Source organism: Pedobacter ginsenosidimutans (assembly GCF_001442625.1).
In the GTDB taxonomy this organism is placed as follows: domain Bacteria; phylum Bacteroidota; class Bacteroidia; order Sphingobacteriales; family Sphingobacteriaceae; genus Pedobacter; species Pedobacter ginsenosidimutans.
The window spans coordinates 20,103-35,334 of sequence record NZ_LMZQ01000030.1 but is presented as its reverse complement, the minus strand read 5'-3'; the positions used below and the strand labels follow the sequence as shown (position 1 = coordinate 35,334).

Below are 15,232 nucleotides of genomic sequence, written 5' to 3'. Positions count from 1 at the left end.
GATATTAAGCGATCTGGAGCAGTCCCTGGCACTCTTGCCATTAACCAATGCCGATTGGCCTAATCCTGCCGCGCAAGCTAACAGGGCTACGGGGGCTGCCGTTATGGCCCTTAAGGCGAGGGTGTTGCTATTTGATGCCAGCCCATTAAATAATCCTGGTAATGATTTAACAAAATGGAAAAAGGCCGCAGCCGCATCAAAAGCAATTATAGACCTGAATAAATTTTCACTCGAGCCTAACTATGCCAACGTACTCACTGTGGCAAACTCTAGTGAATACATTCGGATCTGGCCCCGCGGAGGCCGTGGATTTATCGGTACCTACCTCAGCGATTTTTTGATTCCTACAAGTTATGGCGGAGCACAATCTAATCTTTCACCTGTTCAGAATCATGTTGATCTTTATGAAATGGCGAACGGCAAACCGATTACCGATGCCACATCGGGATACAATCCGCAAAATCCTTACCTCAATAGAGATCCACGGTTTTATGTCAACATCCTTTATAATAATGTTACCTGGCAGGGGCGCGCGGTACAAACCTGGCAATCGGAGCCAAATGCACAGGGAATTATCACCTATGGAACAGATATCAGCACAGCCACTTCCATTACTAAAACCAGCTATTACCTAAAAAGGCTATGGCCTGAAGCTTCGCGTTCGGGCTCAACAGCATCGGCGCTTCTGAATTATGTTTTCTACAGGTATGCCGAAGTACTGATCAATTACGCTGAGGCTTTAAATGAAGAAGCAGGTCCAACTGCTGAAGTATATAACGCGGTAAACGCCATTCGTTTGCGGGCTAAAATGCCGGCTTTGCCTGCTGGTTTAAACCAATCTGAAATGCGGGAGCGCATTAGAAATGAACGTGCCATAGAGTTTGCTTTCGAAGACATGCGCTGGTGGGATATACTCCGCTGGAAAAAAGGACCGGAAATCGTGGCGCAGCCGATGAAAGCCATGAAGGTGATTAAAAATGCCAATGGATCATTCAGCTACAGCGTAATAGAATTGCCCGCATTTAAAAAGGTATTCAACAATAACATGTATTTATACCCGATCCCGAGAGCAGAAATGAATAAAACCAGTGGCGCCTTGAAACAGAACCCAGGCTGGTAGTTATTCAGTTATATATAATTTAAAAGATAAAAAATGACAAGATATACTAAATGTTCAGGCATAATTTTGGGCATCATATGCTATCTGTTTACCTGCACAGCTTTAGCACAAAATACAAATCAGGAGGTGTCTATCACAAAGGAAAACGATGGACATACAGACTCAACTAATAAATTGATAGAAATTCCCTTTGGTACCCGCAGTAGGGAAGAACTGAATTTTGCTCAGAGTTCGCTTCGGTATAACCAGCTCACAAAAGTGCCAATCAGTAACCTGTCTGGTTTACTCGCCGGAAGGTTGAGCGGTTTTTTGTTCAGATGGACAGGTAATCAACCTGGTGGCGGAAACGTATCCTACCAGATCCGTGGAAGGTCATCTTATGCGCAGGGCTCAACACCGGCTTTCCTCGTAGATGGAATTGAACGTGATTTCGAAGATATGGATATCAGCGAAATTGAAAGCGTAACCGTATTAAAAGATGCTGCTGCGCTAAACTGGTATGGCCTGAATGGAGGGAATGGCGCCATTCTGGTGACAACCAAAAGGGGCAAAGTTGGCGAAAACCTAATCTCTTTCGATGCCCAGGGTGGTTTTCAATCGGCCAGTAACCTGATCAAGCCCTTAAATGCCTACGATTTTGCCACCTTGTACAATCGTGGCTTAACCAATATCGGGCAAACGCCAGCCTACAGTGAGGCAGCGCTCGATGCGTACAAAAATCATACAGATCCCTATTTGTATCCTGATAACAATTATTTAGATCGTTTTTTAAACAAACGGGCCGCTACCCAAAGGTATGCACTTACTTTTAGTGGCGGGAGCAACAAAGTGCGTTATTTTAGTTCTGTTAGTTACTTTAATCAGCAAGGACTTTTTAAAGAAACAGAAACGCCCAATTACGATTCCAATTATGGTTATAAACGTTATAACTTCAGGATCAATCTGGATTACGATGTGACCAAAACACTTACGCTCACTTTGTTGGCAGGCGTTAGAAGTGAAGTGAGGAATGATGTTGGAGATGGTACTGCAACTGTATTTAACAACCTGTATAATTTGCCGCCCAATGCGTTTCCTATTTTAAATGCGGATGGATCTTATGGTGGAACTTCGCTCTTTCAGAATAATCCACTCGGTCAGTTACAGGCAACAGGATTTTCGCGTACCACCACAAATATTTTACTGGCCAGTATCATGGCCGATCAAAAACTGGATTTTATAACGAAAGGTCTTTCTGCTAACTTATTCTTTTCTTACGATGGCTATGGCAATTATGGAGATGGATTATCTGAAAATTATGCTGTTTTCAATCAGACAGTTACACCAGTACAAACCTATCGTACACCTGCGGTAATTGCCTATAGAACTGCAGCATTCCAAACCAATACCAAAAATAATGAGCTTTGGTTTGGCTTCGATTATAACAGGACTATTGCTACAGATCATCAAATAAAAGCTAATGTACGTGGGCAGCAATATATAAGTGCAGCAGTAGATCGGTTAGACTATCGTTCCCGTATGCTTGTTGGTCGTGCCGATTATAGTTTCAGACAGCGCTATATGCTGGGTTTTATCGCAAGTTATTCAGGATCAGAAAATTACGCTTCAGGAAGACGTTTCGGGTTTTTTCCCGCAGTATCGGCCGGATGGCTTATCTCCAAAGAAGATTTTTTTAAAGATGCCTCAGCTATCAGCTATCTTAAATTCAGAGGATCTTACGGTCGTTCGGGCAACATCGGACCAACTTATGATGCTAGCGGGAATATCGTTAGGCTACCTTACCGCACGCTGTTTACCAGAGATGCGGGACCATTTCTCGGTTCTACTTTTTCTACTTCAACAACAGCAAGATTGGTAAGCCCTGCTGGTAACCCACTAACCACCTGGGAAAAGGTTGACCGATTAAACCTGGGTACAGATGTAGACTTTCTCAAAGGGGCACTTTCCTTCTCTTTTGATTATTTTGATGAAAAACGGACAGACATTTTGGGCCCTGCAAATTTACCGGGTATCGTTGGGATAGCCATTGCACAGGTAAACTCTGGGAAGGTGAGCAGTAAAGGATTTGATGCCAGCGGTGCTTTTAATAAAAGAATCGGTGAAGTATTAATCAGTACCAATGCCAACTTTACATATGCTAAAAACGTGATTTTGGAAAGGACCGAAAATGTATTGCCCAATCAATCTACAATAGGGCGCTACGTAAATGGCGGAAACTATTACATTGCTGAAGGTATTTTTCAAAACCAGGCAGAAATTAATGCAAGCCCAAAGCAAACCTTATCTAGCCTCGTGGTACCCGGCGATCTTAAATACAAAGACGTTAACAACGATAATATCATAGATGCAAATGATGCTGTATCAAGCGACTATACCGATATTCCGAAAATATATTACGGCTTTGGTTTTAACATCAGGTATAAACAATTTGATCTCGGTGCACAGTTTCAAGGTGTAGAAGGGCGAACAATTGATCTTTCGGATATTATGTATGCGGGCCCTAATGGATTGAACCAGTTGAGTTTAGATACCTGGACGCCTGCTACTGCGGCTACAGCGAAATACCCACGCGTTGGAATCTCCGATAATGGGAATAATACCGCAAATTCTACCTTTTGGTTGTATTCAGGTGATTTTTTGAAGCTTAGATCCGCCGAAATCGGTTATAGCACTTCAAATAAACTCAACCAACGCTTACGTTTTAAAGGCGCAAGGATTTTTGTAAGTGGCAACAATATTTTTACCATCTCCAAACTCAATGCGCTGGATATAGATCCCGAAACACCCAATGCAGGTCGTTTCTCCTCTTATCCCTACGTAAAAACCTTTGCAGTAGGCATAAATGTCAAATTTTAATTCAACATGAAGATGAAAAAGAAACTATATGGTATGTACATCCTTCTGGCAGTTTTGCTAATGGGCCTTGGCGCTTGTAAGGATGAATTTTTTGAACCTTCGTACAGTGAAGGCCCTGTAAGTGAGGAAGCAATCTGGAATACCGACAGGCGTGTGCGGGAGTATTTAAACAACGGATACAATTATATGCTGGCCAGATATAATGTTGACGGTTCAGGCGCATTAATGGCCAGCGGAAGTGATGAAGCTGTAAATTCAAATTTAAATAGCAACATAAACGTTTTCAATAATGGTAACTGGAGCAGTTTAAGGACCTTCGATGAACAATACACCAATCTTTATACTGGACTATGGGTGGTAAATACATTTCTGGAGCGATCACCAACGGCGGTTATTTTTCCGGCAAGCGATCTGCCTGCGCTAAGGGGAGAGGCCTTCTTTCTGAGGGCTTTATTCCATTATGAATTATTTAAACGGTATGGCGGAATCGTGCTCGCCACCAAATCCTTTTCGCCGGTAGAAGATCTGAATCTTCCACGAAATACTGTTGATGATGTGGTAAAACAGATTGTTAAAGATTGTGACTCGGCAATCAGCCAGATTCCGGCAGCTTCTACCAAAGATTGGGATGCGGCCAATTATGGCCGTGCTACAAAGGCTGCGGGGATGGCACTAAAAGCTAAAGCCCTGTTGGTTTATGCAAGTCCGCTTTATAACCCGGGTAACGAGCTGCAGCGGTGGCAGAATGCCGCGAAAAGTGCAAAAGATTTAATCGATTTAAACAAGCACAGCTTGTTGAGTACAGCGTTATTCCCGAGCTTATGGGACTATACCACCACCGCTACTTCTTACAACAATGAGGTTATCTTCGCCACACCTGCAAGCAATACCAATACAATAGAATCAAATAACGCACCCATTAGCTTCACAGGTGGATTGGGAAGAACAAATCCTACACAGAACCTGGTCGATGCTTTTGAAATGACCAATGGCAAAGCCATAACAGACCCTACATCAGGTTATGATCCGCAAAATCCGTATGCCAACAGAGACCCACGTTTAAACCAGTTTATTGTATATAATGGAGCAAATTTTAAAACGGGAAGTTTAACACGTGCAGTAGAAACTTACGAGGGCGGGCGTGATAATGTTCCTTCCAATGTTAACAGTACAAAATCAGGCTATTACCTGCGTAAGTTTCTAAGTGGCAATGCAACTTATAACATCACAGGTACCACAAGCGTAAGAAGGCCATGGGTATTGTTTAGGTATGCAGAAATCCTACTGATTTATGCGGAGGCTTTAAATGAATTTGGAGGTCCGAATGCAGAAGTTTATAATGCCATAAATGCTGTGCGCGCCCGTGCCGGGATGCCTGTGCTATCTGGGTTAACACAATCTCAAATGCGCGATCGCATTAAAAATGAACGCCGTGTAGAATTATGTTTCGAAGAGCAACGGTTTTTTGATGTGAGGCGATGGAAGGATGGGGAAAGTAATTTTAACGGACCGGTTAAAGGCATAAAAATTACCAAGGTGGGTACTACGCTAGCTTATAGCCCTTTTGTAATTGAAAACAGGACCTTTACCAGTAAAAACTATTGGTATCCTTTTCAGCAGTCTGAAATCAATAAAGCAAATAAACTGATTCAAAATCCAGGGTATTAAGTATGATGTATAGCTTAAAATTTTCTCTTCATCAAGGCAGATGTGTAATAAACGATTCGGTAAGAAAAACCATGTTTTTTTTGCTGGCGCTAATCCTATTTTCAGGTAGCTTACATGCGCAGAAAACGGATAAGTTTATGGGAGAGATTGTCAATTATGATGAAAGCACTGTTCCTGCCTATACCTTACCCGAAATACTGCTCACCACAAAGGGAGAAAGGGTGAAAAACACCTCGATTTGGGAGAAAAAGCGAAGACCTGAGCTTTTAGCCCTTTTTGAAGAACATGTTTATGGAAAAACACCCGGCAGTTTTGATAGTTTAAAGTTTATTGTAACGAATGAAAAAGCTGATGCGATGCAGGGAAAGGCCCATTTGAAAGAGATAAAAATTACCGCCTGGAATAAAGGGAATTTGGTATCCTTTCCTGTGGTGCTCTTTATTCCAAATAACCGGAAGAAACCAGCTCCGGTATTTTTACTGATCAACAACCGGAGCAACAGAAATACCGATCCTACAAGAGCAGAAAAGAGTACTTTTTGGCCTGCAGAGTTAATGATCGACAGCGGTTATGCTATCGCTGCTTTTCATCATGGAGATGTAGCTCCTGACCGTAAGGATAGCTATCAGAATGGTGTATTGGCACATTTGTTTCCGGCAGAACTGGAAAAAGATAATGGAATGAAAGCAATCGGCGTTTGGGCATGGGCAGCAAGCAGGGTAATGGATTACTTCAAAACCGATAAAGAAATCGATTTTAACAAAGTTGCGCTTGTAGGGCATTCGCGGGGTGGTAAAACGGCTTTATGGGCTGCCGCCCAGGATCAGCGTTTTGCAATGGTGTTTAGCAGTTGCTCAGGCAGTACAGGCGCATCGCTTGCAAGGCGCAAATATGGCGAAACAATAAGCCTGATCAATAAACAGTTTGGTTATTGGTTTAATAATAATTACAAGAAATATAGCAACGATGTAAACAGTCTGCCGGTCGATCAGCATATGCTCATTGGCCTCATTGCCCCACGGCCTGTGTATACCACCAATGCTACCGAAGATAGATGGGCAGATCCTTATGGCTCGTTTTTGTCATTAGAGAATGCTAAACCTGTTTACGATCTCTATGGTAAAAAAGTTGCCCTTCCCAAAGATATGCCCGCGGTGAACAGCCCGATAATTAATTCGGCTATGGGTTACCATTTCAGGGAAGGAAAACACGACCTCAATGTTTACGATTGGACAAATTTTATCCACTTTGCCAAACTCCATTTTTAGTTAAGCTATTGGATGGATGTTAAGGCAATCCGCTATTTTACAATATGTTGTGTTAATGTAACTGAAAAAAAATAAGATTGGTTAGTTTTAGTTGACGGAGGAACGCTGCAAAGCGCCTCCGTTTTTTGTTTTCTGTTGATATGCAATGATTTATCAATATTTTTTGAAAGCGAATATCAGTTTTAATATCCTTCGGGGCATTTTTTTTCTTCTTGTACAAAATTGAACCATTTCCGTACAAAAACGAACCCTTCAGTACCCTCTTGCCGTGTATTTTTATCACAACCAAATTATATTCTTATGAGCCAATATCTTAAATTCCATTAACCGGGAGCAAGGTGAAATGGAGGCTAAGTGTAATTAAATGAGTCCAGATTGGATGCATTAAAGATCTCTTTTGCCTTTCCTAACCAGCGTGACATCATGCGCTGATCACCGATTTTTTTAGCCCCATCATTATGATTCAAAATAACGATCTGTCGACAATCGTGCTTCGATTTATAATGTCTCTTTACGTCAATCCCTTATTTAGGTAGCAACTGGTGCGCATATAATTTTAGCGAATGGCAAAAATTGGCCTAAGCTTTCAGAAGCTTGCTGTATTCAAATTTAAAGAATTTTTAAATCCAATAATTTAATGTTTATTACCATGAAAAAACTAAATTTAGAAAAGACCGCAAAGGTTGCTTTGCTGGCATTTTTATGCTTGCACATGCTTTCGTGCACTAAAAACAAAGACGAAGATCTGCTAGAAGCCTTTAACAACGGAGCGGAAAAAATGGCTGTTGTTGGTGCCGTCAATAACGTACTGATCAGGCCTGTATACAATAGTACAGCTGTATTGCGCAATCCGTTAAACGGATGGGTGATGTATGGGAAACGTGATGCGCTGGATACCTATTGGGATAGCCAGTTTTTTGTGCCAGAATTGGGCGCTAATGTAAAGGCAATTGATTATGCATCTGCCTGCTACATCCGTACAAGCTGGCGGTCCCTTAATCCCAGCCCAGGTGTTTATGCCTGGAGAGACCTGAGTTCACAGATCGGTAAATTAATTAATGGGGTTAAAACCAGGGGATTACCCATCGCATTTCGGATCGTTGTAGACGGGCGTGATCAGGGAGAAAATACGCCTGCTTTTGTGTTTAACGCAGGAGCTGGGTATTGGTTATCAAACCCCGCCGTGCCTGCACAGAAAACCCCTTACCCTCCGGATCCGATATTCAGGCAGTATTACACCACCTTCATCGAAGAACTGGCAAAAGATTTTAATGATCCCGTTCGTACCTCTTTTATCGATGCCTATGGTTTGGGCAAATGGGGAGAAGCACACAATGTAGTGTATGCAGAACCCGGTACTTTAACTGCTGCACAAACAGAAACAGCTAAAGAAGAGGTTTTAGACTGGATTATGGCATTATACAACAGAACTTTTACCAAAGTGCCGCTGGTAATCAATTACCATAGATTAATAGGCCATCCTACGAGTTGGGGGGCAGCAAACGCCAATAGTGATAGGCTATTGGTGAAAGCGATCAATCAAGGGTACAGCCTGAGGCACGATGCCTTCGGAATGACAGACTATTACCAAAGCTGGGAGAAAAACTTCGCTGCAACCTGGAAACATAAACGTCCGATTATTATGGAAGGAGGATGGATTGTGAGTGGTACCCACCGTTACTGGATCGACTCGAGCGGACAATATCGCGAAGGGCATCCTGAGGATGTAAGGCTGGGCGAATTTAACAGGTCGGCCGAAGCTGCAGTAAACATGATGGATTTTAGGGTTGGAGAAACGACCTCATGGTTTCAAACCAGCTTTCCGCTGGTACAACGGTTTAATGCAGAAGGAGGCTACCGTTTATATCCTGATGAGTTATCATTGCCAAATGCACTTGCCAATGGTGCCACTGCTATTTTGAGCCATCGCTGGAAAAACATGGGCTGGGGTTATTGCCCTAATAATATCCCTCAGTGGAACTATAAGTACAAAGTTGCCTTTGCTATTCTGGATACTGCCGGTGTGGTAAAAAAACTCTTTATTGATGAAAACGGTGATCCTTCTAAATGGCTGAAAGACAATCCTATCACTTATAATTTCACCACAACGGCAATCAATTTGCCTCCTGGTACTTACAAATGGGCTGTAGCAATTGTTGATAAAACAAATTTAAATAAGCCCGGCATTGCACTTGCTGTAACTGGCACCTTTAAAAATGGATGGCTTGAACTTGGTAATTTGCAGATACAGGCAGAAGCACCGATTGGTCAAACAGTAAAATTAAAAGGCCCCAACAACCTGTTTGTATCCGGCGAAAATGGAGGAGCGCCCATGAGATGTAACCGCGCCAGCGCTTCCGACTGGGAAACTTTTACTATTATTGACGCAGGTGGAGGAAAAGTTGCCTTGCGGAGCATGAACAAATATGTCTCATCAGAAAATGGGGCCACAACCGGGATAACCTGCAATCGGACAACGATCAGCGATTGGGAAAAGTTTGATTGGGTGGTTAACGCCAATGGAAAAATCTCACTTAAGGGGAATAACGGCAAGTACATTTCTTCTGAGGGCGGGCAATCGGTAATGAAATGTAACAGGGAAACTATCGCAGGCTGGGAGGCATTTGCGTTGGAGTAGCAAATGTGACAGCATATCCCTGCAGGCCATTTTGAAAGGGGAAATCACTCTTTAAATAACCGGTAGTTTTCGAAACTTGCTAGCCTCCATTATGTGTCCGCCCCGTTATAACTTGGGCTGCACTATAAAAGAAATACATGATCAATACGGCCTACACCATGCACAACAGGTGCACTCAGCGGATAGATAAAATCAACGTGGTGGCTTTGATTACACATTATAGCCTTCCTTTCCTGGAAGGCTATTTTTATTCCAATAACCATCATTCCCTAAACGCTGAATGGCTATTCTTCAGTCAAGGGTATTTAAGAGACACTGATCAGATCGGTGCATTGTTTGCAAGCGGGTAATGGGCTACAACTGTTTTTTTCTTGGGCTGCTTGTTTTTACCTGTTGGGGCAGTGACATTCAGTACAGTGATAAACTTTGTCGGATCCCCGGTCGATTCATAAACCACTACCTCGGCGTAATCTGGTTGCGTTATTACATCTGGACTGTTTTTTAGCATATCAAAGTTTTTGATTCTCAACTGGCCTATAAGATGATCTTTGTCGTGAACGAAAGGAATGATGAGGTTTGGCTTCCGCCGTTTCATCCACTGATCGTTCAGTTCTGAATAGGGGATCTTGACATGACCGTTCCAGGCAACCAAAATGGTACCTCCCGTGATCACTAGAAATTCACCTACCCATATTAGCCAGAGCAGAAGCCCTGAGACATTGTCGCTGCCCTGGATGCGGAAGGTACCCACTTCGTTTAATGCTATAATTTCCTTAAATAAGATTCCTGGATGGACAAACAGAAAAGCCATATCTCCAATCAATTGTTTGACCTCTGCCTGGCTCAGCTTAAAAGTGAAACCGCTACGGCTGTACATAACGGCGTCAAAGAAAACCCATTGAATATAAAATGCAAGCAGACTACATACGATGGCAATGATAAGGGCAACCTGGATGTTCCTGATCTTACCGATCCTGATACCCATGTCGATCGCCAGGCCCAGGAGCATGCCCATAGAAAATGCACAGATGGCGATGAACCAGATATTCGGGATCAACTGGCACAGGATAATATAAAGGAGCGGAAGTATGAGCGATGCAATGATGCCGATGGCCAGGGTTGTTAAAATGCTTGAGGGCGAGGCATGGCCTGCAGGAGTGTATTTTTCTTCCATGTGAACGGTATTCAGATTTTAATTTCAAACAGCAGTAAAGGATATTTGTTTGAGCGGATCTTTATAAGGATGTATTTTTTTGTTATCGTTTTTCTTTGTTTCGGAAATGATGAAATGCCCATACAATTTATGTAAAATATAGATCTAATTATTAGTTATCAATAAGCCGGTTAACACATATTTGAAATATATTTGTGATATGTTCAATAGCGGCATCTTTTTGCCTATCATCATTATTTTAGGCATAGCCTACAGCATCCTGGCGAAAAAACTGACGGTTCTGGCCGCTTTTACGGGCGGGATACTGGCATGCCTTATTTTTAGCGCTGCAGGTTATTCAGGACTAGCGATGATGACCATGTTTTTTATTCTCGGTTCTGCTGCCACCTCGGTGGGCCGGCACAAAAAGCAGGCTTTCGCAACCATGGAGGAAGAAAAAAAAAGCCGTAATGCAATGCAGGTACTGGCCAATGCCGGGGCCGCGGCCATTGCAGCTATAGTGACCCTATTTTACCCTCAACTGGCTTTTTTGATGCTCCCGGCCATGGCGGCAGCCTTTGCCTCGGCTACAGCAGATACCCTGTCTTCCGAGCTGGGGATGGTTTATGGAAGACGGTTTTTTAATGTTATTTCCTTTAAGCCCGACCGCTGCGGAATGGACGGTGTGATCAGCCTGGAAGGAACGCTGATCGGTATCGCGGGTAGCTGTATTATTGCCAGCATTTATGCCCTGGGATGGGGATGGAACATCAGCTTTTTCTTTATTGTTCTTGCAGGTACGCTGGGTAACCTTACTGATTCCATACTTGGGGCTGTGATGGAACGGAAGGGATTGATCGGGAATAATGCGGTTAATTTTTTGAATACATTGACAGCAGCGATTGTGGTTGTGTTGTTGGAGGTTTTTCTTTAGGTCGGGGATAGGCCAGGAGGCTCCTTGAGTTCGTTTGTATTAGAACTGCTTTATGTATAAGCTTACTCCCTCGAAATAAATATAGTTTTCCTGTTTTCGCCTTATTGAACAGTGAATTTAGGCTGCTTAAAACCAAGTCGACATGAAGATTGTTTAATTTCAAATCATAATGGAGAGAAAAATAAGATGGGAAGGCTTAGAACACAAGTTCCTCGAAAATTGTACCTTAACGGAAACAGATAATGGTGTCGCAATCACATCGATTATTACGGGCCAGGTTAACAACCAGGAGATTAAAATCTCCTATAAAATTCTCACGGATACGTTATGGAGAACCTATTTCGTAGAAATAAATGTCATATCGGGCAGAAATGAAAAAATAATTCTTCTAGAGAAAAAAGGTGCTTATTGGCTGGTTAACAATGCGATTGATCATCGATTTGATGGTTGTATAGATATTGATATTTCATTAACACCTTTTACCAATACATTGCCGATAAGAAGGTTGGTTTTTGATGGGCAATTGAGCAATAGGATCGAGGTGATATACATAGATATTATTGCTGACATTATAATACCTGTAAGGCAGTATTATACCAAAATATCAGATTCGGTATACCTATACGAAAATGAAAAATCGACATTTAAGGCCGAGCTAAAAACCGATCCGTATGGCCTGGTAATCGAATACCCAAAACTATTCCGAGAAAAATAGCACCATCTATTTCTGGTCGTTTAAATTCATTTCGGGCTCCTCCTTGATTTCAATCTCTGCATGGAATGCCTGTCGAAAAGGCCATATTTAATTAGCCCTGCTTTACCGTTGTTTACCCTTTCTTGCTACCAGGTTAACCCCAGGGCCTGTTTTGGCCGATCGGCCACACTAGTTATGGTTATGCTGCCCTTAAGCAGGCTGCCACAAACAGCCCGGTTGTTGCAGCGCGGGCCAACTGTAATGGTCTATTTAGCTCAAAATGAGGCGTCAATGCTGAAAAGTCGCTAGGTTTGGGCATGGATTTAAACATACAGGTATACACAGCTTTTTTCATTAAAAAAACAAAATTATGATAACGTATTCAAAAAAATATAACTGTGTCAGTCAGGTTCCTTTAGCTACAGCCATATCATTAACTGGTCATCGCAGCGGATATATCAGCCATTATGGGTTTGGAACATTATTTTTCTTATTTTAGATGGATATTTTCCATATGACTAAAAAGCTGTTATTTATTTGGTGTTAAGCAGCTCCCCTGACATAGCCAATTATGACAAGAACTTATATACTTTTTGTTGCTTTCTTTATTCTTTTACTGCTAACAATTCCATTTGATATTGCAACCTCTGTGGTACCTGGTTGGCATACGACAGTTTTTTCGCCGTACTTTATATGGAAATTCATTGTTGCAATTGTTTTGGTCCTTGTGATAATAGGGTATTGGTTATTGTTTAGCCGGGTAGATAGAATAAACTGGGTTTTATTTACAATTCATATCGGACTAACAATTCCGGCAATAGTTTATCCTATGATTTCATCTATCGTTTTGGACGAAAAATTAATAAATCATAAAGGACTAATCAAAGCAATTGAATTTCAGATGAAGCTAATTCCTGTTATATGGATATTTTTTATTATTGGACAAATTTTGTTTCTCATTTATGCTATCAGGACAATTAAGGCCGGGCGTGCTCCAGAGATAATACCATAGGTAACCTATAATAACATCTACAGTGGCTGTCTTTTTGGTTGTAAAAGAGTTGTTCTAGCTAGTCTACAATTGTTTTTATACCGTTCATAGCGTACCAGATTTCAGTCCAGGTTTTGGTTGCAAAGTGGGAAAGATTGTAAAATTGTTTGTAGGTTAAAAAAAGCTTAAAGCGCAGTGTTTTGCGTCTAAATGCAATCTTTGCAGTGATCAATTGTGGAGAGAAGATGAGACAGCGTAAACTGGACAAGTACGGAAATAGGTTATAACTCATTTCTATAATTCTTCGAAAAAAATAAACCTACAATTGCCCTTCTTTTTTGAAATTAAAGGCAGTTGCAATGAGAAGTGAAAAGGATTATTCAAAGCCGAAACCTTTCAAAGTTGGTGGTACTGTGTTTTTTTAAAAAAATACTGCCAGAATACCTTAAAAGTATCCTGGCAGTATTAATCTAGCTATCTTATTTGTAGCTTAATTGGCATCCCACCATAAGCGGTCGGTAATTTTTGCCTTTTGTTGTGGCTGTGGATTAGCGGTGATTTCTGAATTTGGATATAAGACCCTCCTTGGGATATCGGATAGGGCATTTTTAACTTTTGTTAGGGCTGGATAACCGGTGCGGCGCCAATCGGTAAAATTCTCTGGGTTGAGGAAATTTGATATGAACTTTTCTTCAATGATCAGACGTAGTGCATTTGAAGAATTTAAGGTACCCCTCGAAGAAAGATAGCTGTTAACATCGGTAGTACCTACTCCTAATTTTTCCATGTGCTGCTTGATACCGTCTTGGTAAAATGGCTGGGCAGTGGATGCTCCTGAAACAATAAAAGTTGCTTCAGCCTTTAAAAATAGTGCCTCGGTGTAATTTACCAAATAATTATTGGCATTGGCACCTGCATAAAAATCGGCAGGGATTGAGTAAGCCTCCAGACTTCCAATTTCGTCTAAACCAATCTGCCGGCCCGTATATAAACCGGTTTGTTTGGCGGGTTTAACCATTTTGCTTAATCTTGGATCGTTTCTGGTAGTAAAAGCATCAACAAAGGTGTTGGCAAGCACAAATGTAGTACCTGGTAAAAAATTCTGCTGCCATGGATTTTCTGCCCCTGCTGCACCAGCGAAAGCAATTTTAGCATCATCATTATTGCTTTGCATACCATTAGTTAGTGCAGTCAAAGCCAACTGTGCCTGCGCAGCAGCCGTATTTCCTGGAGCTTTGGTGAGGTGCATGTAGTAGCGTGCTTTTAAGGTGTAGGCGAGTTTTTTCCATTTTGCCATATCACCTGAGTACATCAGATCGTCACTGCCAGGTGTTAAACCGGCATTGCGGCCAATATCTGCAATCGCATCATCTAACAAACGCTGTATCTGGGTGTATATCTGTTGCTGGGTATCGTAAACAGGATTGGCTACATCAATTCCCTTGAAAGCCTGGCTGTAAGGGATATCTCCCCATGCATCTGTTGCGTAGCCCAAAGTATATGCAGTGAGTATTTTAGAAATCGCAGTATAATTAAAATTGCCGTTTGCAGTTGCTTTAACATTTAAGAGGTTTAGGTTGTTCAGTGTGCGCACGTATACGTTGCTCCAGTCACCGTCCATATCAATATTATACATCTGATAAGTGCCAAAATTTGGTGCTACCTGGTTCAGGGCCATTACCTGCAGGTATTGCTGAAGTACCACACTTAAATTCCCATCACCTGATGCGTTGATATTCTGGGAGATCAGCATCTGTACTGGTGGCAGCATGAGTGATTCCTTTACATCTATCGGTCTGTTGGGGTCATAGTTAACATCTATGTATTTTTTGCACCCGGCAAAAGCCATCATAAATGCAAAACTTAAAATGAAATATATCTTTTTCATGTTGATTCTTTTTATGTATTGG

General features: G+C 41.8%; 11 protein-coding genes. 9 read left to right on the top strand and 2 right to left on the bottom strand.

What is annotated here, in order from left to right:
• The 6 genes from ASU31_RS22450 to ASU31_RS27620 form a co-directional block, all read left to right on the top strand.
• On the top strand, positions 1-1,120 hold a 1,120-nt coding region (locus ASU31_RS22450), incomplete at its 5' end, for a RagB/SusD family nutrient uptake outer membrane protein (RefSeq protein WP_157258219.1).
• A 33-nt stretch (positions 1,121-1,153) separates the two neighbouring features.
• Entirely contained in the window at positions 1,154-3,976 is a 2,823-nt protein-coding gene (locus ASU31_RS22445; protein WP_057934496.1) for a SusC/RagA family TonB-linked outer membrane protein, read from the top strand.
• 12 nt (positions 3,977-3,988) lie between these two features.
• On the top strand, positions 3,989-5,644 hold the full coding sequence (locus ASU31_RS22440; protein WP_209435040.1) for a RagB/SusD family nutrient uptake outer membrane protein: 1,656 nt from the start codon (positions 3,989-3,991) through the stop codon (positions 5,642-5,644).
• Positions 5,645-5,646: 2 nt separating this feature from the next.
• A complete protein-coding gene (locus ASU31_RS22435; RefSeq protein WP_209435039.1) occupies positions 5,647-6,912 on the top strand; it encodes an alpha/beta hydrolase family protein in 1,266 nt (421 codons plus the stop codon).
• A gap of 649 nt (positions 6,913-7,561) precedes the next feature.
• A complete protein-coding gene (locus ASU31_RS22430; protein ID WP_209435038.1) occupies positions 7,562-9,550 on the top strand; it encodes a DUF4832 domain-containing protein in 1,989 nt (662 codons plus the stop codon).
• A 137-nt stretch (positions 9,551-9,687) separates the two neighbouring features.
• Positions 9,688-9,900 carry a hypothetical protein gene (locus tag ASU31_RS27620; RefSeq protein WP_157258217.1) on the top strand — a complete coding sequence of 71 codons (213 nt, stop codon included), beginning with the start codon at positions 9,688-9,690 and terminating at the stop codon, positions 9,898-9,900.
• Here ASU31_RS27620 and ASU31_RS22425 read toward each other — a convergent pair.
• Positions 9,870-10,724 (bottom strand): hypothetical protein, encoded by an 855-nt coding sequence (locus ASU31_RS22425; protein WP_057934494.1) that lies wholly within the window; start codon positions 10,722-10,724, stop codon positions 9,870-9,872. The genes ASU31_RS27620 and ASU31_RS22425 overlap by 31 nt on opposite strands.
• Positions 10,725-10,905: 181 nt before the next feature.
• On the opposite strand from ASU31_RS22425, the gene ASU31_RS22420 reads away from it, so the two are divergent.
• The 3 genes from ASU31_RS22420 (at position 10,906) to ASU31_RS22410 (ending at position 13,343) form a co-directional block, all read left to right on the top strand.
• Positions 10,906-11,637 (top strand): DUF92 domain-containing protein, encoded by a 732-nt coding sequence (locus ASU31_RS22420; protein WP_209435037.1) that lies wholly within the window; start codon positions 10,906-10,908, stop codon positions 11,635-11,637.
• 169 nt (positions 11,638-11,806) lie between these two features.
• Positions 11,807-12,352 carry a putative glycolipid-binding domain-containing protein gene (locus ASU31_RS22415; protein ID WP_057934492.1) on the top strand — a complete coding sequence of 182 codons (546 nt, stop codon included), beginning with the start codon at positions 11,807-11,809 and terminating at the stop codon, positions 12,350-12,352.
• 550 nt (positions 12,353-12,902) lie between these two features.
• Complete coding sequence (locus tag ASU31_RS22410; protein ID WP_057934491.1) at positions 12,903-13,343, top strand: hypothetical protein; 441 nt, start codon at positions 12,903-12,905, stop codon at positions 13,341-13,343.
• Between the two features lie 469 nt (positions 13,344-13,812).
• Here ASU31_RS22410 and ASU31_RS22405 read toward each other — a convergent pair whose 3' ends face one another.
• Positions 13,813-15,210 carry a SusD/RagB family nutrient-binding outer membrane lipoprotein gene (locus ASU31_RS22405; RefSeq protein WP_057934490.1) on the bottom strand — a complete coding sequence of 466 codons (1,398 nt, stop codon included), beginning with the start codon at positions 15,208-15,210 and terminating at the stop codon, positions 13,813-13,815.
• Positions 15,211-15,232 lie beyond the last annotated feature (22 nt).